Source organism: Variovorax glacialis (assembly GCF_051216375.1).
Taxonomy (GTDB): domain Bacteria; phylum Pseudomonadota; class Gammaproteobacteria; order Burkholderiales; family Burkholderiaceae_C; genus Variovorax.
Genome location: NZ_JBPJZT010000001.1, coordinates 481,936 through 502,535, shown reverse-complemented (window position 1 = coordinate 502,535; position 20,600 = coordinate 481,936). Strand labels below are relative to the sequence as shown.

At 65.3% G+C, this 20,600-nt stretch carries 22 protein-coding genes; 12 read left to right on the top strand and 10 right to left on the bottom strand.

Annotated elements, in window-relative coordinates; translation table 11 throughout:
- Positions 1–28: 28 nt before the first annotated feature.
- Complete coding sequence (locus ACSFBL_RS02535; protein WP_435514164.1) at positions 29–223, bottom strand: hypothetical protein; 195 nt, start codon at positions 221–223, stop codon at positions 29–31.
- A gap of 310 nt (positions 224–533) precedes the next feature.
- Between ACSFBL_RS02535 and ACSFBL_RS02530 the strand changes: the two genes are divergently transcribed.
- The 7 genes from ACSFBL_RS02530 (at position 534) to ACSFBL_RS02500 (ending at position 7,290) form a co-directional block, all read left to right on the top strand.
- A complete protein-coding gene (locus tag ACSFBL_RS02530) occupies positions 534–1,277 on the top strand; it encodes a class I SAM-dependent methyltransferase (RefSeq protein ID WP_435514163.1) in 744 nt (247 codons plus the stop codon).
- Positions 1,278–1,465: 188 nt separating this feature from the next.
- Positions 1,466–2,197 (top strand): MgtC/SapB family protein, encoded by a 732-nt coding sequence (locus ACSFBL_RS02525; RefSeq protein WP_435514162.1) that lies wholly within the window; start codon positions 1,466–1,468, stop codon positions 2,195–2,197.
- Positions 2,198–2,292: 95 nt separating this feature from the next.
- Entirely contained in the window at positions 2,293–3,693 is a 1,401-nt protein-coding gene (locus ACSFBL_RS02520) for an aminotransferase-like domain-containing protein (RefSeq protein WP_435514161.1), read from the top strand.
- 64 nt (positions 3,694–3,757) lie between these two features.
- Complete coding sequence (locus ACSFBL_RS02515; RefSeq protein ID WP_435514160.1) at positions 3,758–4,375, top strand: DJ-1/PfpI family protein; 618 nt, start codon at positions 3,758–3,760, stop codon at positions 4,373–4,375.
- A gap of 281 nt (positions 4,376–4,656) precedes the next feature.
- Entirely contained in the window at positions 4,657–5,073 is a 417-nt protein-coding gene (locus ACSFBL_RS02510) for an organic hydroperoxide resistance protein (protein ID WP_435514519.1), read from the top strand.
- Between the two features lie 38 nt (positions 5,074–5,111).
- Entirely contained in the window at positions 5,112–5,918 is an 807-nt protein-coding gene (locus tag ACSFBL_RS02505; protein WP_435514159.1) for an alpha/beta fold hydrolase, read from the top strand.
- 46 nt (positions 5,919–5,964) lie between these two features.
- A complete protein-coding gene (locus tag ACSFBL_RS02500; protein WP_435514158.1) occupies positions 5,965–7,290 on the top strand; it encodes an epoxide hydrolase family protein in 1,326 nt (441 codons plus the stop codon).
- A 43-nt stretch (positions 7,291–7,333) separates the two neighbouring features.
- Here the strand turns inward: ACSFBL_RS02500 and ACSFBL_RS02495 are convergent, their stop codons facing one another.
- Genes ACSFBL_RS02495 through ACSFBL_RS02460 form a run of 8 tightly spaced genes read right to left on the bottom strand, consistent with a single transcriptional unit; the run spans position 7,334 to position 15,571 of the window.
- Positions 7,334–8,053 carry a hypothetical protein gene (locus ACSFBL_RS02495; protein ID WP_435514157.1) on the bottom strand — a complete coding sequence of 240 codons (720 nt, stop codon included), beginning with the start codon at positions 8,051–8,053 and terminating at the stop codon, positions 7,334–7,336.
- Between the two features lie 28 nt (positions 8,054–8,081).
- Positions 8,082–9,080, bottom strand: a complete 999-nt coding sequence (locus ACSFBL_RS02490) for an alpha/beta fold hydrolase (RefSeq protein ID WP_435514156.1) — start codon at positions 9,078–9,080, stop codon at positions 8,082–8,084.
- Positions 9,081–9,092: 12 nt separating this feature from the next.
- Complete coding sequence (locus ACSFBL_RS02485; protein ID WP_435514155.1) at positions 9,093–9,923, bottom strand: SDR family NAD(P)-dependent oxidoreductase; 831 nt, start codon at positions 9,921–9,923, stop codon at positions 9,093–9,095.
- 55 nt (positions 9,924–9,978) lie between these two features.
- The gene (locus tag ACSFBL_RS02480; protein WP_435514154.1) at positions 9,979–10,965 is read right to left on the bottom strand and encodes a GlxA family transcriptional regulator; all 987 of its coding nucleotides are present in this window, start codon (positions 10,963–10,965) and stop codon (positions 9,979–9,981) included.
- Complete coding sequence (locus ACSFBL_RS02475) at positions 10,962–12,383, bottom strand: efflux transporter outer membrane subunit (RefSeq protein WP_435514153.1); 1,422 nt, start codon at positions 12,381–12,383, stop codon at positions 10,962–10,964. Before ACSFBL_RS02475 ends, ACSFBL_RS02480 begins: the two co-directional genes overlap by 4 nt.
- Positions 12,383–13,291 carry an efflux RND transporter periplasmic adaptor subunit gene (locus tag ACSFBL_RS02470; RefSeq protein WP_435514152.1) on the bottom strand — a complete coding sequence of 303 codons (909 nt, stop codon included), beginning with the start codon at positions 13,289–13,291 and terminating at the stop codon, positions 12,383–12,385. Before ACSFBL_RS02470 ends, ACSFBL_RS02475 begins: the two co-directional genes overlap by 1 nt.
- A 7-nt stretch (positions 13,292–13,298) precedes the next feature.
- Complete coding sequence (locus tag ACSFBL_RS02465) at positions 13,299–13,529, bottom strand: DUF1656 domain-containing protein (RefSeq protein WP_435514151.1); 231 nt, start codon at positions 13,527–13,529, stop codon at positions 13,299–13,301.
- Positions 13,523–15,571, bottom strand: a complete 2,049-nt coding sequence (locus tag ACSFBL_RS02460) for an FUSC family protein (protein ID WP_435514150.1) — start codon at positions 15,569–15,571, stop codon at positions 13,523–13,525. Before ACSFBL_RS02460 ends, ACSFBL_RS02465 begins: the two co-directional genes overlap by 7 nt.
- Positions 15,572–15,919: 348 nt before the next feature.
- On the opposite strand from ACSFBL_RS02460, the gene ACSFBL_RS02455 reads away from it, so the two are divergent.
- Both ACSFBL_RS02455 and ACSFBL_RS02450 read left to right on the top strand, forming a co-directional pair.
- Positions 15,920–16,831, top strand: coding sequence for a LysR family transcriptional regulator (locus ACSFBL_RS02455; protein WP_435514149.1), 912 nt, complete (start codon positions 15,920–15,922; stop codon positions 16,829–16,831).
- 47 nt (positions 16,832–16,878) lie between these two features.
- Positions 16,879–17,370, top strand: coding sequence for a hypothetical protein (locus ACSFBL_RS02450; protein WP_435514148.1), 492 nt, complete (start codon positions 16,879–16,881; stop codon positions 17,368–17,370).
- Positions 17,371–17,582: 212 nt separating this feature from the next.
- On the opposite strand, the gene ACSFBL_RS02445 is transcribed toward ACSFBL_RS02450, so the two are convergent.
- A complete protein-coding gene (locus tag ACSFBL_RS02445) occupies positions 17,583–17,798 on the bottom strand; it encodes a hypothetical protein (protein ID WP_435514147.1) in 216 nt (71 codons plus the stop codon).
- Between the two features lie 484 nt (positions 17,799–18,282).
- Here ACSFBL_RS02445 and ACSFBL_RS02440 point away from each other — a divergent pair, with 484 nt between their 5' ends.
- Genes ACSFBL_RS02440 through ACSFBL_RS02430 form a run of 3 tightly spaced genes read left to right on the top strand, consistent with a single transcriptional unit; the run spans position 18,283 to position 20,587 of the window.
- On the top strand, positions 18,283–19,335 hold the full coding sequence (locus ACSFBL_RS02440) for an NAD(P)-dependent alcohol dehydrogenase (protein WP_435514146.1): 1,053 nt from the start codon (positions 18,283–18,285) through the stop codon (positions 19,333–19,335).
- Positions 19,332–19,775, top strand: a complete 444-nt coding sequence (locus ACSFBL_RS02435) for a DUF6841 family protein (RefSeq protein ID WP_435514145.1) — start codon at positions 19,332–19,334, stop codon at positions 19,773–19,775. The genes ACSFBL_RS02440 and ACSFBL_RS02435 overlap by 4 nt, the downstream gene beginning before the upstream one ends.
- 35 nt (positions 19,776–19,810) lie before the next feature.
- The gene (locus ACSFBL_RS02430; RefSeq protein WP_435514144.1) at positions 19,811–20,587 is read left to right on the top strand and encodes a hypothetical protein; all 777 of its coding nucleotides are present in this window, start codon (positions 19,811–19,813) and stop codon (positions 20,585–20,587) included.
- Positions 20,588–20,600 lie beyond the last annotated feature (13 nt).

Here is a 20,600-nt window from a genome sequence, read left to right as displayed (position 1 = left end):
CCGATTTCCGAGGGCGCCCCGCGCTCCTTCATGCTTGGCGTTCTTCGATCCAGTGTGTGTTGGGGCCATGGAGTTTGTTGGCGAACTCTGCGGCCTGGTTCAGTCTTGCGCGGTTGTGTGCGTTATCAGGAATCCACAAGCTGAGTCGCTCGTCCGTTGTCGCATCATGAACGATATCTGAACGACCCAAGCGGATCTCGACAAGTATTCGCAAAGCCTTCACGCACCTGCTCCTGTTTGATGACGACGGCGCTAACCAGTGGTTACCAGCGGGACAGCGACATCAGCCTCTGTCTTACACGCCTTTCGAGGTCGCTCCAAGACAAGCGTACTACGGATGTGAAGTATTCACATGCCTTTCGGATGCCTGTTTTCTTGAGGAGATTGCCGATGCGCACACCCGACCTGCGAGGCTGCAAGTCGGCGCCCCCGCCGCCGAGATATGCCCCGGGTGCAACACCATCAACATGGGGTCGATGCGCAACCGCAGTTGCTGCGCCCAATCTGCCGGCGTTCGACGCACCTGTAATCCCATGTCTCGTTTGACCACCATCATCAAGCAGGTGCTGCCAGATCCCATGGTCCAGGCGATCCGAAGCTACCGAGGTCGCACCCGGCTCAGGCAGTTCGCCGGCCTCTCCACCGAGCAAGTGTTCACCAAGATCTACGAAGAAGGCGCCTGGGGATCGGCGGACGAAGCCGAGCAGGTGTTCTTTTCCGGCAGTGGATCGCGCGCCGACGCGATCGTAGAGACCTATGTCGACGAGGTAGGACGTTTCCTCCGATCGCTGGGTCACAAGCCGGATGTCGTGGATCTCGGTTGTGGCGATTTCTTCGTAGGGTCCCGCCTGCGCCCGCTTTGCGCCCGCTACGTGGCGTGCGACATCGTCGCGCCGTTGATTGCCTTCAATGCCGAGAAATACAAGGCGCTCGACGTCGACTTCCGAACCCTCGACCTCACGCGGGATGAACTGCCGTCGGGGGAAGTCGTGTTCCTTCGCCAGGTCTTCCAGCACCTGTCGAACGGAGAGATTGCCCGAGCCCTGCCGGCATTGCAAAGGCGGTATCGGTACATGGTGCTGACCGAACATGTCCCCAACGGTGCGTTCGCTCACAACCTCGACAAGGCCTGCGGGCCCGACAGTCGCATGGACATTCACAGCGGCGTCGTCCTGACAAGTCCTCCGTTCAACCTGGCATCTGGCGAAGCGTCGACCTTGTGCCAGATGGCGGAGTGGGGCGGCCTCGTCAGGACAGTCCTCTACCGGCTTCACTGACGGCCCAAACGGACGGGCGCGCCCTGGCTGACCACGCCCGTGCGTTGTTGACGAAGCCGCAATAGCGCTTTGCGCTGCATCGTATTGCCGACGTGCAGCGGTTCTCCTAGAGTTGTCCGGACCGTTCGACAGTGGTCCCGCTTGTGGACCGGCCCGGTCCGATGGCCATACGTCGACAAGGAGATGACGTGTTGCAACTTGGCTTGATCAACAGCTGGCACGGTGCGGGCATGTGGATGGTGCTGAACATGGCGGCGGCGCTGCTGCTCGGCTGGTTTGTCGGTTACGAGCGCTACTTCAGCGGGCGCGCTGCCGGCAGCCAGGTCTACTGCCTGGTCTGCGCCACCTCCTGCGCTGTCACGCTGCTCGCGGGCTTCCCGTCGATGTGGTACTGGGGCAGCGGGCAAGCCGTCGTGGCGGCTGATCCCACCAAGGCCATCGGCGCCATTCTCACGGGCATCGGCTTTCTGGGCGCGGGCATCATCGTGAAGAGCGGCCACAACGTGCGTGGCCTGACGACTGCGGCATCCATCTGGGGATCGTCTGCGATCGGCATCCTGGTGGGCGTGGGGTTCTACGTGCCGGCCATCGGCCTGACGGCCTTGTTCGTGGTCTGCACGGCCATCGTGCCTCGGATCGAACACCGCCTGCCCGCCCATGCGACCATGACGGGAACGTTTCGCTTTCGCAAAGGGCACAGGCCGAGTCCCGAGGACGTTCGCAGCTTTCTGGTCAAGCGCGGACTTCGCATCCCGCCCGAGAGCCTCTCCATCAGCTTCGACGGATCCCACTTCGAAATCCAGTGCCTGATCTTCGCGAGTTCGAACGCGCGGACCAGCGCGTTGAGCGCGATCGGGGACGATCTGTCCCAGCTCGCGCATGTCGAGGGGTTCACCCTGACGCACTCGAGCCGCGCGTGAGTGCGGATCAAGGCCGGCCGGCGAACGCCGTTGTGCTGCGCCGTCCCCGACCCCACAATCCATACGCTCCAATGATTGTCATGGATACGTGAGGGATGCCACAGGCTCGCTACAAGCAATTGGTCGACCGGCTCGCCGAGGACATTCGTGCGGGCCGATTGCGCCCCGGGACGTCGCTTCCCACGCATCGCAAACTCGCGGCGCGCGAAGGCATTGCGCTTGTCACGGCCACCCGTGTCTACGCCGAGTTGCAAGCCATAGGACTGGTCAGCGGCGAGACCGGGCGTGGCACGTTCGTCAAGGAGCCTCTGCATCCCGGCCAGGGCGTCGATCTGCATGCCGTGAGTGCGGACATGGTGGACCTGAGCTTCAACTACCCGGCCTTGCCGAGCCAGACCGACCTGTTCAGGACGGCGCTGCGCCAGCTTGCAGCGACGGGAGACCTGGCGTCGCTGCTTCGATACCAGCCCCATGGTGGTCGCCCGCATGAGCGCGCGATGGTGGCGAGCCACCTGGCCAGCCGCGGCCTCGCTGTGTCGGGCGACACGGTGTTGCTCGTGAGTGGTGCGCTGCACGGACTGGCGACGACCGCCATGGCCTTGCTCGAGCCCGGCGATGTCGTTGCCGTGGATGCGTTGACCTATCCGGGTTTCAAGCTGGTCGCGGAGACCCAGCGCCTTGAACTCGCGCCGATTCCGACCGCAGGGAAGGGTCCGGATCTGGACGCGTTGGCGAAACTGTGCGGCCGGCGGCGCGTGCGCGCCGTCTACACGATGCCGACCCTGCACAACCCGCTCGGTTGGGTCATGAGCGCCACGCGTCGTCGCGAACTCGTCGCCATCGCTCGACGGCATGGACTGATCCTGATCGAGGACGCAGCCTATGCGTTTCTGGCCGAGCGTGCGCCACCTCCATTGGCGGCACTTGCGCCGGAAGCGACGGTGTATGTCTCGGGCTTCTCGAAGAGTGTCGCGACCGGCCTGCGCGTGGGCTTCGTCTGCGCGCCGCTGCCCTGGGTGGACAAGATCGAACGGGTCATCCGGGCGACGACCTGGAACACGCCGGCCACGATGACTGCCATTGCCTGCGGCTGGCTGGAGGACGGCACAGTGGCCCGCCTCGAAGAGGAAAAACGACTCGATGCCTCGCGGCGGCAGCGCCTTGCCGCCGACATCCTGGGCGGGCTGAACGTGGTCAGCCATCCCAACTCGTACTTTCTCTGGCTCCCGCTCGCGCACGAGGTCCGGGCTGATTCCGTTGCGATGGCGTTGTCCCGCGAACGCGTTTCCGTATCGACCGCCGCGCCGTTCTCCGCTTCGGCTCGCGTGCCTCACGCCATTCGACTGGCGCTCGGCTCCGTCGACTTGCACGGGCTCGAGAAGTCCCTGGAAACGGTGGCCCGCGTGGTTGCCGATCACACCTACTTAATCGTCGCTGCCGGCCCGAGTGGCGCTGCGACGGGGTCATCCGGCAATGTATCCATGACAATTATTTGATTGTATGGAATCGGTTGCCTACGATGCGCCATCGCTGCAAACGTATTGCAGAGAGGACATCACCATGCACATCGCCATCCTCACCTTCGAAGGTTTCAACGAGCTCGACTCGATGATCGCGCTCGGCATCCTGAACCGGGTCAAGCAAGCAGACTGGCGGGTGTCGATCGCCAGCCCCACGGCCCGCGTCCGCTCGATGAACGGCCTGGTTGTCGAAGCCCAGGCGAGCTTGCGCGAGGCCGGGGAGGCCGATGCGGTCATCGTCGGCAGCGGCAGGCTGACCCGGCAGGTTGTCGCCGACCCGGCCTTGATAGCGCAACTGCAGCTCGATCCCGGGCGGCAACTGCTGGGGGCGCAGTGTTCCGGCACGCTCGTGCTCGCCAAGCTGGGGCTGCTCGGCGATGTACCGGCCTGCACGGATCTGATCACGAAGCCGTGGGTCGAGGAAGCCGGCGTCTGCGTACTGAACCAGCCGTTCGTCGCCAAAGGCAACGTCGCTACTGCGGGCGGCTGTCTCTCGTCGCAGTACCTGGCCGCATGGATGATCGCCCGCCTCGAGGGCATCGAGGCCGCAAGGAGTGCGCTGAGCTACGTCGTCCCGGTGGGGGAGAAGGACGAATACATCGGGCGTGCGATGCGAAACATCACGCCGTTCCTGGAAGAGGTTCCGGCAACGGCCTGAAGTCCTGGAGGTCCACGTCCACATCGCACGGCAACTGCCACGGGCAACGAGAAGAGGGCGCTCGCGGACGCACTGAGCCTCGACCTGCATCTCTATCAGAACGACGTCTGAAAACGAGGGAAATACGGCGTTCAAGAAACGGCGAGCACCTCTATCTTCCCAATGCGAGTGCTTGGCGGCTCGAGGGCCACGTGTCATTGACCACGTTGCCTTCGGAGCCGATCAACGTTGAATCGCTACGCCTTTTCCCTGAACTCCAACTCATCTGAAGGAACATCATGATCACTGAAATCGACAAGGTTCTGTACACGGCCAAGACGCACACCACGAGCGGGCGCGATGGCGCTGGCAAGTCCAGCGATGGCGCGCTCGATGTGAAACTGAGCAGCCCTGGCAGCAACAAGCCGGGCACGAATCCGGAACAGCTCTTCGCCGTCGGATGGTCTGCCTGCTTCATGGGTGCCATGGGCCTGGCGGCCAAGGCGCGGAACATCTCCTTGCCCGCCGATGTCGCCATCGACGCCGAAGTGGATCTTGGCCTCACCGGGGAGACCTATTCGCTGCGGGCGCGACTCAACGTCCACGTGCCCGGACTGAATCGCGCGCTTGTGGAGGCCTTGGTTCGCGAGGCGCACCAGACCTGCCCGTACTCGAGAGCGACCCGCGGCAATCTCGACGTGTCCTTCAACATCATCTGAGCCGATCGATGACGCCATCGACCGATAGAAAGAACGTCATGACCACGACCAAGACTTCGCTCCGGACCCTCCAGAACGCCTTCCTCGCGCTTCTGGTCGTCTGTGCCGCTTTGCTTCAAACGCAAGCGCAAGCCGCTTCGCCCTCGGCGAAGCCAACCATCGTCCTCGTCCACGGCGCCTTTGCCGAGTCCCTCAGTTGGGAATCCGTCATCGAACGGCTTCTTGCGAAAGGCTACCCCGTGGTCGCGGTGGCCAATCCCTTGCGCGGACTGAACAGTGATTCGGCCTATGTGTCGAATCTGGTCGACACCATCCCCGGCCCCGTGGTGATGGTGGGCCACTCGTACGGTGGCGCGGTGATCTCGAATGCCGCCGAGGGCAAGCCCAACGTCAAGGGCCTCGTGTTCGTGGCCGCATTCGCTCCGGAAAGCGGGGAGGCGCTCGGTGCGCTCGGCGCGCGGTTTCCTGGCAGTACCTTGGGCTCGGCACTGGTGCCGGTGAGCTTGCCCGGCGGAGGCAAGGACCTCTACGTCCAGCAAGCCAGGTACCGCGAGCAGATTGCGGGCGACGTTCCCGAAATCGTCGCAGATCTCCTCGCGGCCACGCAAAGGCCGGTCGCCGAGGCGGCGTTCACCGAGAAGGCGGGTGCCCCTGCGTGGAAGGAAGTGCCCTCCAGGTTCATCTACGGCACGGCTGACAAGGCTATCGCGCCGCCGCTGCTTGCGTTCATGGCGCAACGCGCGGGCTCGAAGCACACCGTTGTTGTTCAGGGCGCGTCGCACGCCGTGCTGGCCTCTCACGCCGACGAGGTCGCCGCGCTGATCGAAGAAGCCGCCGCCGAATGAGCGCCGCGTCGGCTCCCCAGTTCATCCAGATTGAAAGGCCATCCACATGAGCTCCCTCGAGAATCCGCAGCCCTCACCGCTGTCCCGACGCCACTTTCTGGCCGGCTCGGCCGCAGCGCTTCTTGCCAGCCCGCCGGTGTTCGCCCTTGGCGATGCCCGCAGCGACGATGTCGTCGCGGACTCGCCGGGCGACGACGTCCGAATCCGCCCCTTCGCGCTCCACGTGCCCCAGGCCGAGTTGACGGACCTGCGCCGGCGGATCGCCGCGACCCGATGGCCTTCGCGCGAACTCGTCACCGATGCGTCGCAGGGCGTGCAACTCGCAACGATGCGTGAACTGGCACGCACCTGGCAGTCCGACTATGACTGGCGCAAGTTCGAGACCAGGCTGAATGCGTTGCCGCAATTCGTGACGACGATCGACGGCGTGGACATCCACTTCATCCACGTTCGCTCGAGGCATCCGAACGCGCTGCCCGTGATCGTCACGCACGGCTGGCCGGGTTCGGTCGTCGAGCAGATGAAGATCATCGATCCGCTCACCAACCCCACAGCCCACGGCGGCGCCGCATCGGACGCTTTCGACGTCGTGATTCCCTCGCTGCCGGGTCATGGCTTCTCAGGCAAGCCCACTTCGCTGGGCTGGGACCCGATCCGCATCGCCCGTGCCTGGGCGGTGCTGATGAAGCGCCTGGGCTACTCGCACTATGTCGCGCAAGGCGGCGACTGGGGCAATGCGGTCACGGAGCAGATGGCGCTGCAGACGCCTCCGGGCCTGGTCGGCATTCACACCAACATGCCTGCCACGATCCCTGACGACATCGCGAAGGCGCTGCAGGCAGGTGGTGCGCCACCGGCCGGGCTCTCGGCGGAAGAGAAGTACGCGTACGACCAGCTCGACTTCTTCTACAAGAACGGCCTGTCCTACGCGCTGGAGATGAGCAAGCGTCCCCAGACGCTCTACGGCGTCGAGGACTCGCCCATCGGGCTCGCCGCCTGGATGCTCGACCACGACGCGCGCAGCTACGCGCTCATCTCGCGCGTCTTCGCGGGCAAGTCCGAAGGCCTGACGCGAAACGACATTCTCGACAACATCACGCTCTACTGGCTCACGAAGACGGGTGTCTCCTCGGCTCGTCTCTATTGGGAAAGCAAGCTGGCCTTCTTCGCGCCCAAGGGGGTCGCCCTGCCGGTCGCGGTGAGCGCCTTTCCCGACGAGATCTACACGGCACCGCGCAGCTGGACGGAGCGGGCCTATCCCAAGCTCGTCCATTACGGGAGGCCCGACAAGGGCGGGCACTTCGCAGCGTGGGAGCAGCCCGAGGTCTTTGCGGCGGAACTGCGCGCGAGCTTCAAGTCGCTGCGCGCTTGAGTGGAATCCCGGTGGCTGGCGCCTTGGCCGGCGCCCTGGCGGATCAGCTGAGGCGGATATTGCTGAGATGGATGAACACCATCTCGGCATCGAGCACCGGTCGACCCCGTTCGCCCATCATGTACGCCCGCCGCCGGGTGGGAAACTTCAGGCCGTCGAACGCCTGCACCTCGTCCACGTATTGCGCCGCAGCGAAGCCGCCCGCCACGTCGACCCGGTAGTCATGTCGCCGCAGCAGGCCGTCGTCCCCGAAATAGAACTCCTGCCTCGTGCTGTGGCTGGCGATTCCGTCCGGAAAGGTTGCTCGCAATCCGCGCCATGTCTCCTTGCCTTCCTGCCAGGGCTCGATGTCTTCGATGACGAATCCCGGCATCGTCAGGGCGAACGGCGAGGTGAGATAGATCCACAGCGCGTAGCCGTTGAAGTAGGCGCGCTGCAGCGGATCCCACGGTGTGGTCAGCACGTGTCCGGCAAAGGACGCTCGCGGATCGCTGCGCTCGGCGACCACGGTACCGTCGAGCTTCTCGATGGCGACGTGATCGGCCGTGAAGCTCGTGCGCTGGTCAGGCGCGCCGAAGGGCGCGAGGGAGGCCTGCTGCGTGTGCAGCGAGACCGTCATTTCCCGCGGTGTGGGGTCCTGCGGCATGCCCTTTCGGATGAACAGTTGCCCGCCACTGACGATCGTGGCCTGCACGCTGTTGAAACTGTGCCAACGTTCGAGGCCGCCATGGGCTTTCACGGCTTCTGCCAGGAGCTTGTTCATTGCTTGTTCCTTGTTTGGACGATGAATTTCAAAGACGCGTCACATCGACGACGGCGGCCGCGAAGGCTTCCGGTGCCTCCTGCGGCAGGTTGTGACCGATGCCGCCGCTCACGAGCCGGTGCGCGTAGGAGCCCGAGAACTTGCCGGCATAGGCGCTCGGTTCGGGATGGGGCGCACCGTTGGCGTCGCCCTCCAGGGTAATGGTCGGTACGCCGATCAGCGGGGCCTGCGCCAGTCGCGCCTCGAGGTCGCGATACTTCGCCTCGCCCTCTGAAAGCCCGAGCCGCCAGCGATAGTTGTCGATCACGATGCTCACATGATCCGGATTGTCGAGCGCGGCCGCGCTGCGTTCGAATGTGGCGGCATCGAAGGCCCATTTCGGCGAAGCGGTCTGCCAGATCAGCCTCGCGAACTCCTTGCGGTTCTTCTCGTACCACCATTGCGCTTCGGCCTGTGGCGGCAGGGGCGTCTTGCCGACTTGCTGGCTGCCGATCAGATAGCCGCTGACGGAGACCAGCGCATTGACGCGATTCGGCCACAGAGCGGCCATGATGCAGGCCGTTCGTGCCCCCCAGTCACATCCCGCAACCGTGGCCTTCTCGATGCCGAGCGCGTCCATCAGCGCAATGCTGTCGACAGCAAGGACACTCTGCTGGCCATTGCGGGGCGTCTTGTCGGAAAGAAACCGGGTCCCGCCGTACCCGCGCAGGTGCGGAACGATCACCCGGCGACCGGCGCCGGCGAGCAGCGGAGCCACATCGACATAGGTGTGAATGTCATAAGGCCAGCCGTGCAGAAGAACCACCGGCGCTCCGTCGGCCGGTCCCAGCTCGACGTACTCCATGTCGAGCACGCCAGCGTGGATCCTCTTCAACGGCTGCAGACGCCTGGCCGGCGAGGCCTCGCGTGCGTTCGATGAATTCGCGGCTTGAGCGAAGGCCGTGCCGGGGGTGAACTGGGAGGCAACAAGGCCCATGGCCGTGGCGCCCAGGAATGAACGCCTGGGTAGGGATGGGGCGTCTGACATTCTGAGAAAAGCTCAGAGAGACTCGACTGCCGCCGCGCGCACAGGACTGACGCCGTAGCGCGGCGCTGCGACGGCGCTTGAAAGCCTGCCCGACATGGCACGGCGAGCGGCTTCGTAGGCGTCCCACTCCGCCTCGTCGTGCAAGGCCGGAATCGTGACTTCCTCGCCCTGATCCAACCCCGCCAAGGCCGCGTCGACCATGTCGTCGGCCGTCATGACGATCTCCCGCGGCAGATGCTCGATCGGCCGGCCGGCGATGCTCCAGAAGTCCGTCGCCGTCGCACCGGGCAGGACGGCCTGCACGCGCACGCCCTGGTCGGACAGCTCGTGCTGCAAGGACTGGCTGAACGCGAGCACGTAGGCCTTGCTGCCGCCGTAGACGCCGTTGAGTCTCTCGGGAGCGATCGCGACGATGGACGCGATGTTGATGATCGTGCCGGCGCCGCGGCGCACGAAAGACGGCGCGGCCGCATAGGCGAGGCGTGTGAGCGCAACGACGTTCAGCGTGATCATCTCCTCCATATTCCTGACGTCGGAGGACAGCAGAGGCGCGGTCGCGCCGACGCCGGCGTTGTTCACCAGCATCGTGATGTCGTCGCGGGTGCGAAGTGTTGCCTCGACCCGCTCGAGGTCTTGCGGGGCCGAGAGATCGGCCGCGAGGGTCTCGATGCGGCGTCCGGTCGACTGGACAATGCGACTGGCAAGGGCGCGCAGCCGTTCGGCGTTGCGTGCAACGAGGATCAGATTGAAGCCGCGCCGGGCCAGGCGGTCGGCGTAGACCGCGCCGATGCCGGACGACGCGCCGGTGATGAGGGCGGTACCTGGGCTGTGCTTGAGAGTCATGGCATTTCCTTTCGCTGCTGGCGTGTGTGTTGAGGGGAATCGTTTGACCAAGCTTTCATGCCATGTGCATGACGGACGGCAATGTCAGGTTGGAGGCTTGCGCAACAGCGCTTTGCCTGGCCATCCTGCGCATGCTTTGCGGCGGGTGGCCGAGAGATCGAAGGAAGGCGCGGCGCATCCGCTCGGGATCGCCGAAGCCTGCCTCGTCCGCAATGACACCCAGCGCCAGGTTGCCTGCATGGATCATCTCGCGGGCGGCTTCCACGCGCAGGTTCTCGATCGCATGCGCAGGCGATTGCCCGGTCTCCGACTTGAATGCCCGGGTGAACTGACGCGGACTCAGATGGGCGACTTCGGCGAGGTCTTCGACGGACAGCGGGGCGCGCAGGTTCGCGCGTGCATGCGCCAGCGTCTGCTGGATGCGATCGGACTTCGGCTCCAGCTCCAGCAGTGCCGAGAACTGCGACTGTCCGCCCGCGCGCCGGTGGTACACGACCATCTTCTTCGCCACCATGCGGGCCGTCTCGACGCCGAGGTCGTCTTCCACGAGCGCGAGCATCAGGTCGATGCCGGCGGTCATGCCGGCCGAGGTCCATACCAGCCCATCACGGATGAAGATGCGATCGGGCTGGAGCTTGACCTGCGGATGGCGCTTCTGCAGCTCGTTCGCGAACGCCCAATGGGTGGTGGCCGAGCGCCCGTCGAGCAGGCCGGCGTCGGCCAGGCCGAAAGCGCCAGTGCAGATGCTCGCGATGCGGCGTGCGGTGCGCTGGCGGGACCGGAGGTAGCGGCACAGCCTTTCAGGCGTCGGTCCGATCGTCAGCGATCCTGTCATCACGAGCGTGTCGAACTGGGTCGAGTTGAGGCGCTTCGATGCGACGCGCACCCCCGACGAACTTTCGACCATGCCACCTTCCGCCGAAAGCACCTCGACCTTGTAGAAGGGCTGCTCGAGCGTCCCGTTCGCAAGTTCGAAGGCGGCGATGGCCGCCAGGTCCAGGATCTGGAAGCCGGGGAAGACAAGGATGCAGATGTGCTTCATTGCTTCTCCTCCCATCCGCCCCCGAGCGCGAGGAACACATTGACCTGGTCGGAGGCGAGCTTGCTGTCTGCCGCGGCCACGGACTGCTCGACGACAGTCAGCGTGCGTGTCGCATCCAGCACGGGCAGGTAGCCTTGCCTGCCGAGCGCGAACAGCTGCTGCGTTTCGTCGGCCGCGCGACTGGCCTTCTGGCGGGCCGCCTCGAGCAACGCGCGCCGCTCCAGGTCGCGGGAATAGGTCTCCAGCGCGCTCTCGACCTCCTTCAGCGCATTCAGCACGGCGCCATCGAATCGGGCGAAGGCGATCTGCTGCTCGGCATCGGCCCCGCGAATGCGCGCCTGGATGCGCGACCGGTCAGGAAACTGCCAGCTGATCAGCGGGCCCAGGGAGAACTTCAGGGTGTCGGAATCGAGGAAGTTCCTGTTAAGCCCGACCGAGCCGATCGACGCGCCGAGCGTGACCTTCGGGTAGAGGTCGGCCGTGGCGACGCCGATGCGGGCGGTGGCCGAATGCAGTTCGAACTCGCTGCGACGGATGTCGGGCCGACGACGCAGGAGGCTGGCGCCGTCGCCGACGGGAATCGGGTGCGTCAGCTGCGGCTCCTGTTCGCAGGACTGGACCGCGCGCGGGAAGTCCTCGGGCGCATGGCCGGTCAGCACGGCGAGCCGGTAGAGCGCGACACGCTTTTGGGCGTTCAGCACCGGCAGGATCGCGCGCACCTGGTCCGTCTGGGCCGATGCGCGCGTGACGTCGAGCGTATTGCCGCGGCCGCCCTGGAACAGCGTCCGGGTCAGCTCCGTGCTCTTCTCCTGCAGCGCGACCGAGCGCTCCGCCACGACGATCTCGCGACCGAAGGAGCAGACGTCGAGAAAAGCACGCGTGGTCTCGGCCACGACCGTCACACGGGTCGCGTCGTAGGCGGCACGTGCTGCGCCGGTATCGGCCTGGGCGGATTCGATGGTTCGTGCGATCTGCCCGAACAGGTCGAGCTGGTAGGACACGCTGGCGCCGAGGCCATAGACCGCGTTGTTGGAGAGCGCCTTGCCGGGCCTGAGCTCTTCCTCTGCCGAACGGCGCCCGTAGGTGGTCGTGGCCAGCAGGTTCGTGGTCGGGTTCCGTGCGGCGTCGGCGTAGTCCAGGCCGGCGAGGGCGCGCTCGATGTTGCCGGCCGCAGCGCGCAGATCGGTGTTGGCGGCCAGGGCTTCGTGCACCAGGGCCTCCAGCGTGGGGCTTTCGTAGAGGCGCCACCAGTCCTGCGGGACGGGCTCGGGATCGAAGACGGGGTTGCCTGCGCCGAGGAATGGCCCGTTCGCGACCTGGCTGCTGGCCACCGCGTCGGCCGGGCGTTCGTAGTTCGGCCCCACGGCGGCACAGGCTGTCAGGAGCGCAGTGACCAGGAGCATCAGAAGCCGCTTCATCATCTTCCTCCCTGTGCAAGGGCCATGGCGGGGTCGCCGCGCGGCCCCTCGATCACCTCGACGGTCGCGGTACGTCCCATGATCAGCCGCGTGTCCGATGGCACCCGGTCCAGATGCACGCGCACCGGAATGCGCTGCGCGAGCCGCACCCAGTTGAAGGTCGGGTTCACGTTGGCGAGCAAGTTGGTGCTCCCAGTTCGCTCGCGGTCCTCGATGCCGGCCGCGATGCTGTCGACATGGCCGTCGAGCCATTGCGTTTCGCCAACCATGCGCACGCGCACCGGCGCGCCGACATGGATGCGTCCGAGCTTGGTTTCCTCGAAGTAGCCCTGCACGTGCAGCGAGTCCCGGTCCACCAGCGCGAGGACCGGCCGGCCCGCGGACGCGTATGCGCCCGGCCGCAGGTCGAGGTTGGTCACCCAGCCGTCGACCGGCGCCTTGACCTCGGTGCGCGCCAGGTTCAGCCGCGCGGTGTCGAGCAGCGACGAGGCCTGCTGCAGGCTGGCGCGGAACTGGTCCACCTTGGTGGCGCTTTGCTCGCGCCCCTCGGCCGGCACCAGGTCGCCGAGCGTGGCGTTGCGACGGTTCTCGCGCCGGGCCTGCTCGATCTGCACGCGCAAGCCCTGCACAGTGGCTTCGGCCTGTTCGACCGCCAGCCGGTAGCGCGCGCGATCGATGACGAACAGCACGTCACCGCGCTTGACCGACTGGTTGTCGTGCGCGACGACCTGTTCGACCAGCCCGGACACGTCGGGTGCGATCTGGATCACGTCGGCGCGCACGCGGCCGTCGCGTGTCCAGGGCGACTCGCGGTAGTGGTCCCAGCCGAGACGGCCGACGACGATGGCGGCGGCGACGATGGCCAGCGTCAGGACGACGCGGCCGATGGTTCGTATCAAGGGGGTCATGACAGCCTCATCCCAGAAGAGCGAGCAGCCGAACGTCCAGGGCGCTGGCGGCGAGGGCCACCCCGCCCCACAGCAGCGTGAACAGCGCGAGGTCGACGAGCGCCGGATGCCAGACCAGGCGATAGGCGCCGATGAACATCAAGGCCTTGCGCAGCGGGAACAGCAGCACAGCGGCCAGCAAGGCGGACACCAGGCCCACGTTGACGAGAACTCCAAAGAGACTGATTTCGGCTAGCACGTCACACGCTCCTTGTCTTCAAAGGCCGGCGCGTCGGGAAACAAGCCTCGACGAAGGCCCGTCGCCGCAGCCAGGCCCTTGAGGCGCAGCGCCCCGCCGCGAAGGGCGAGGACTTGCCGGATGGTGTTGTCCAGCGCAGCGAGCAGCGCGCTCGACGGCTTCACTTGCCCCTTGCGCGCCTGGACGCCGAAATATGCCGAGAGGTGCTTCATGAGCGCATCGACTGCCGGCGCGACGGGGCCGCCTTCGGGACCGCACGCGAGCTCGCGCAACGTTGCCGTGTTGACGCCGAGCCGCAGATCGTTGAGTGCATCCACATGGGCAAGTCCCGCGACCCCGCCCACGCGCGCAAGGCGCGGGATCAGGAGGCCGACCCGGTCGAGCATCCGACTGGCCAGTGCATCCGCGCCCGGCGGCATACGTCCCGCGGCCAGCGCCGAGAGATCGCGCCAGCCTGCGCGCAGGATGCGTGACGCGCTCGTCTCGGGACCCACGACGCGCATGAGCGAGGTCACCAGGAACGCGATGGCGCTCCCGGCCACGGCCCCGATGGTGACGTTCATGAAGGTATCGAAGTCGGCGCGCAGCGAGGGCTGCAGTGCGAGCAGCGTCTGCGAGATCAGCGCGAACCCCAGGGCACGCAGCCAGTGTTGCGGCGTGGCGAGGTACAGCGCCGTGCCGAAGTAGAGCGGAGACAGGACGAGCGCGAATGCGCCGAAGCCGTCGACCGCCGGGAGGATCGCGAACACGTAGAGCGCGGCGACGGGCGCGGCGATCAGCGACCACACGACCATCAGCTTCTGCATCGGACGGGGATCGTCGATGAAGGCGAAGACGGAAGAGCCGGCGGCCGCAAGGCCGATCATCGTCGCGCCCTGCGCCCACCCGATCGTTATCGCCACTGCCCCTGCGATGCCCACGGCCACGCCGGCCGCCAAGCCGGCGTAGGCCGCCAGCCCATGGTCCACGTGAAGCCGCCGCGGGCGCTGCGCGTCGGCGAGTTGGCGTGCCCGCCCATCCAGGGTGCGCTGCGGGTCGCGAACGAAAGGCATGAGATGAAGGCAGTCGTTCCAGGCTTCCGCGAGTTCCGCCAGACGCTCGACGGCGCTCGTCGCCAACATCTCGGTCCACGCAGGCAGAGTGCCGGGTGCCGGCAGCGCCTGCCTCCCGGCTGCGACCAGTTGGTCGACGCGCTCCGGGTCGGCTTGCGTGGCGTGCGCGATCCATTCCCGGACCTGTGCCACGTAATGCGCCACGGCCGGCGGCAGGGCCCCGGACATGGCGCCGAGCCGGTCCTCGACGGCAGACATCAAGGGCAGCAACGCGACCAGGCGCGCTTCGAGCGCCGAGACGATGCGAGGGTCCGCCGCGCCGGCATTCGCATCGAAGCGTTGACCCTTGGCAAGCTGGTGCACCTCCGTCAGGTCGGCTGCCATCCGCCGGCGTGCGGCCTGTTCTTCAGGCGTCGATCCCTGGAGCGAGAGCGCCGCACTCATCCAGGCGCGTGCATCCTTCAGGCTCGCGCCCAGCCTGGCCTCCATCTGGGACTTGAGCGCACGGGGAAACAGGAGGCTGTGCACCAGCGCCGCGCTGGACGCCCCGATGACGATTTCCTCGATGCGCGCGACGCCCGTGTCGAAGAGCTGCGAGACGTCGCTGATCAGCGGCAGCCCCACCAGCGCGACGGTGTAGCCCGCCAGCAGAAACGCGTAGCTGCGCGGGCTGCGGTCCAGCAGAGAGGCGTAGATGCACAGCGCCACCCATGCGGCAACGCCTGCGACCATCAATCCGGGCGTGTGGACCAGCGCCGGCAGGATCAGCATCGAGGCGATGATGCCCATCACCGTGCCTGCGGAGCGATACAGCGCGCGCGACACGACGGAGCCGGACGCCGCGCCCAAGGGTTGGCTCACGATGAACACCGTCAGCGATGCCCAACCGGGGTTGGGCAGGCCGGCGCTGAGAGCGACGTACAGGGCCAGCAGCGCCGCGAGGGTGCAGTTGGTCGCGTAGACGAGGCCGCGGGTGTTGAAAGCGCTCATGGCGAGGGTGGTTCGTGGGTGCCAGGCCGACGGGACCGGGCTGGCTCGAAGGTTAGATCGATGCGTCGGGTTGAGTTAGCCCGCGCCGTGCAGAACGCTTTTGCGACGGTTGCAACAACGGCTGAGGCTGCTTTTGCATTTCCGCGCCACGCTCATCGTTGTTTCTCGTCGAGAGCCATGGGCGACGAGAATGCTAGGCAATCGATTCCATACGATCAAATAATCGTCATGGATACATTGCCGGCTGGGGCTCCGGTCGCCTGGCTTCAGGGCGCAGCACGGAATGGAAGACACGCGTGCTCCAACGAGACTGATCACGCGGGGGCGAGGTGACAAGAGGAGCGGATCATGGATCGAATTGCTGCGATGAACGCCTTCGTCCGCGTGGTCGAGGCGGGTACCTTCACGAAGGCCGCGGACTCGCTCGACGTGCCCAACGCTACCGTCACCCGCCTGATCCAGGGCCTGGAGCAGGACCTGAAAGTGCGCCTGCTCCACAGGACCACGCGCTCGGTGACCGTCACGCCAGAAGGCGCCAACTACTACGAGCGCGTGGTCCGCCTCCTGGCGGACCTTGCCGACATCGAGGCCAGTGCGAGCCAGTCCCTCGCCAAGCCCTCAGGCCGCGTCCGCGTGGAGACTGCCGCAGCCGTCGGTTCAATGGTGATAATTCCCAGGCTGCCTCAGTTCTATCGGGACTTCCCGGACGTGGAGATCGAACTCGGTGCGAGCAACCGACGGGCGGACCTGATCGCCGAGGGGATAGATTGCGCCATTCGCATGGGCGAGGTCACGGAGCAGATGCTCGTCGCCCGACGCATCGGCGAGTTTCACTACACGACCTGCGCCACACCGGCGTTCCTCGCGCAGCACGGCATTCCCGCGAGACCGGAAGATCTCCGGGAGCGCCCGACGCTCGGCTTGAACTCGGCCCGCGCGAGTCGGGCCTTGCCGTTCCGATTCAAGAATGCCGCAAAGGAGGTGGAACTCCAACTGTCGCACCGTCTCGTGGTCAACGACACCAACGCCTACCTCGCTGCGGGACTCGCGGGTCTTGGAATCATCCAGGCACCCACGTTCGTCGCCCATGCAGCAGTGCGAAGCGGCCACCTGGTCCCCGTGCTCGGTGAGTGGGGCACACCGGACATTCCCGTTCACCTCATCTATGCACCCAACCGATACCTGAGCGCCAAGGTGCGTGTCTTCATCGACTGGGTCGTTGCGCTCTTCGAGCAGCACGAGGACCTCCGGCGCCGCTGACTCAACTCTTGCAGTCGGCCCGTGTGCCGTCAGGGCGGAGCCCGGACATGAACGCACACGCACTGTTGCGCTCCGATCAAAACCGCATTGACGGAGACTGCCTTGGTTCTCGTCGCGGCGGTGTCAACATTGAGCGCATCGATCTTCAATCGGGAGATGCAATGACCGACGCAGCACGCATTGACATACCTGTCCCCAGCGATGCGAACGCGTGGGAACATCTTGAACTTCCGGATGTCCGGCTCCGTCGCACCCGGTCAAGGCCTGACGCCGTAGCGGCCGCTTCTTCCGCAGAGGACAGCGGCCTTCCCTTGGATGTCGACATCTATCGAAGCATCACAAACCCCAGAAAGTTCGTGGCCGTGCCCGCCGGTCTGTCGCCCGCAGCGATTCCATTCCCCGACGCGGACCTCGCCAACCTCGCGGGTTACAGGTTGCGCCGTCGCTTCAACCCGGAAGCGACCTACAAGGGCGCCGACGCCGCGGACATCGCCCGGCAATTCGAACGCAACTGCTTTGCCGTTTTCTATGGGCCGTGAGGAAGCGCCTGAGTGGAGTTGGGCAGTTGCAGCCGATGGCGCGGCGATCTCGCTGCCGAGTCGCCTGTTCTCTCGGTGCCCGGGTACCTTGGCCAGCGAAATGCCCATCCACAGCAATCCGATGGCGAGCAACACTCCGACCAGCCAGTGGTCGTCCCACGTTCTCGATGGGCCGGGCGCCCGGTGATCGTCGACATCGGACTCTCGCATGTTCATCCTCGCCGGCGGGACGCCACCACGGCAGGACAGCCATAGTCTCGCCCCAGCAAGGCGAGCGCAAACAGATAGTCCAGTGTCCGTTTGCTCAGCGCATTGAACTGCACGGCGCCCTCCTGCATCGAGAGCAAAGTCCAGTGCGCGCGGCCGCTGTACAGGGCGAACGCAATCGCAGCGCGGAGGAGGGAACGGTCGTCTGCGTACAAGGTCATCTGCCGTCTCATACCTCGCCTCGTTATTCAACGCTCAACGCGCTGGTTGATGGGGCCGCGCTGGCGCCATTCGACCTGGACGCGGATCGAAGTGCACGGCGTCGGTGTCGTTACTGTCGCTGGTAGCGGCCCCCGGGGTCGTCTCCCGTTGGTCCAGGGCACTCACGAGCCATTCGGGAGACGCGTCTTGCACCACTGTCGCTGCTCGCGGACTTTCATCCGTCTGCTGACGGGAGGGGTCGTCCGCTCCGCTTGGCATGAGGGGAATGTCTTACCTGCAGCATTGAACCGAGCACGTCGAGACCCCTGAAGGGGCCGCCGACCCTTCCATCGGGAGACGAACTCAAGACCGCAAGCAGCGACAGTGGCGACACCAACACAGTCGCATCACCCATGAAAGTTCTTGTTCCCGCAGCGGTATGACGACCAGAGTTGGAGATCGCCACGACGCGAGCGGAAGACAACCAGCATTGAGGATGAAAAGATGATTGCCTATCGATTGGTCCATGCTCAGGAGCCGCCACTCCTCCAGGACGTGCCAAGGCCAGTGCCCGGACCGGGCCAGCTGCTCGTCAAGGTTGGAGGCTGTGGGCTCTGTCATACCGACTTGGGTTTGATGAAACGCACCAGGGCGGAATGGTCCGACACGCCGCCTCCCTTGACGTTGGGTCACGAGATCGCTGGCTGGGTCGCGCAGATCGGCCAGGGCGTCGTCGGGTTCAAGCGTGGAGAGCCGGTTGCCCTCGTACCCCTATGGGGAAGTTGCGGACACTGTCCTGCATGCCGGCGCGGCGAAGAGAACTTCTGTTACTACATCTCGCGCCTGATCGGCGCCGGCGTGGGATTCGATGGTGGACTCGCCGAGTACGTCCTGGTCGAAGCGCGCTTCGTGGTTCCCATCGGTGACTTCGACCCCGTTCTCGCCGCACCACTGACCGATGCCGGCCTCACCACCTATACCGCGATCAAGCCGGCCCTCCCAGCGCTCGTCCCCGGTTCCACCGCTGTGGTGATCGGCATCGGCGGCCTTGGATCCCTCGCTGTTCAATTCCTGCGGACGCTCTCCGGTGCACGAGTCATCGCGGTCGACAACGACCTGGCGCATCTGGAACTGGCCAGGGAACATGGCGCAGACGCGGCGCTTTGCAGTGACGCAAGCACGGCGGACCAGATACGGGATATCACTTCGGGTGCCGGTGCGAATTTCATTCTCGATTGCGTGGGTGCCGAAAGTACGCTCAAGACTGGAGTTGCCGCGATGGCAAGACTGGGTCGGTTGACACTCGTCGGCGCGGGCCTGAAGACCGTACCGTTCGGACTGCACGAAGTGCCGTGGGGTGCTCAACTCACCACGAGTCTCAATGGCGGCACGCTGAACCTGCGCGAGGTCATTGATCTGGCCCGCATTGGAAGAATCCAGACGATCGTGGATCGCTATCCGCTCAGTCGCGTAGCGGACGCCTACCGCGATCTTGCCAACGGAAAGCTGCGCGGCAGAGCGGTCTGCATTCCCGAAGCTTCGGAGCAGATGTCATGAAGGCTGAATTGGCGATCCCCGTGCCCGGCGAAGCGCGGATGACTTCCCAGATTCGCGAATTCTTCGAACGCTACGGTGCCACCTTCGTGGACCTGGCCCTTGGGAAGCGCACGGACGTGGACGCGCTGCTCGAGTTCTATGGCGCGCCGCTCAGATTCATTGGGTCGACATTCCACATGGTCATGAACGACAGCGCCGCGATCACGGGCTCGGAGGGCATGGGTGGCGAGATCGATCGGCTGCGTCACGCGGGCTTCGCGGGTTCCACGCTCGACAGATGTCAGATCAGCGTCCTCAATTCCCGGGCGGCACTGGTCGATGCGCTGTGGTTGCGCCGCGATGGCGCAGGCGTGCTGATGGCACGGTTCGGCGTGATCTATCTCGTGACTCTGACGGCAGGCGGATGGCGCATCACGTCGGCCGTCGAGACATCGGAATGAACGCTCGCGGGCACGAGCGAAGGCAACCAGGCGAAATGGAGAAGGCAGGCGAAATGGAAACGCAAGTTGAAGCAACTTTGGCGACAAGCGATGGGATCACGCTTGAAATGAGCGACATCCAGGCGACGGTCCTGCGTCCGCGTCCCTCTCCCTACAGGGGAGAGTATGTGATCCTTCGCATCGACGATGCGGCGCAAGGTCGTGAAATGCTTCGCCGCATCATTCCCCATGTGGCGCCGGCAAATGACTGGTGGGTAGCAACGCTCCCTGGCTGGCTTGGCATTGCCTTCACCTACCAAGGCTTGAGGGCACTGGGAGTTCCCCAGGCATCGCTGGACAGCTTCCCTCAGGAATTCCGGGAAGGGATGGCGGCCCGAGCGGCAGTTCTAAATGACGTCGGCGGCAATGCGCCAGTCAACTGGGAGTATCCGTTCGGCACGTCCGACATGCACGTGGCGCTGGCGATCTATTCGAAAGACGATGAAGACCTGGAGCGCGTGCTTGAATTGGCGAGACAGAGCCATCGCGACCTGCCTGCAGTTTCGGTCGTCTACCGCTTGAAGTTCAGCGAGCTACCCGACGGACGCAATCCGTTTGGATTCAAGGATGGACTGCACAACCCTCATGTCGAAGGCAGCGGCGCCCGTGCACATCCAGGCTATGGAGCTTCGCTCAAGGCAGGGGAGTTCATCCTGGGCTATCCGGACGAACTGGGTGAGACCGCGACAGTCCCCGAGCCTGAAGTCTTGCGACGCAACGGTACTTTTCTGGCCTTCCGCAAGTTCCACACGCGAGTCGCCGACTTTCGATAGTACCTGATTGAGA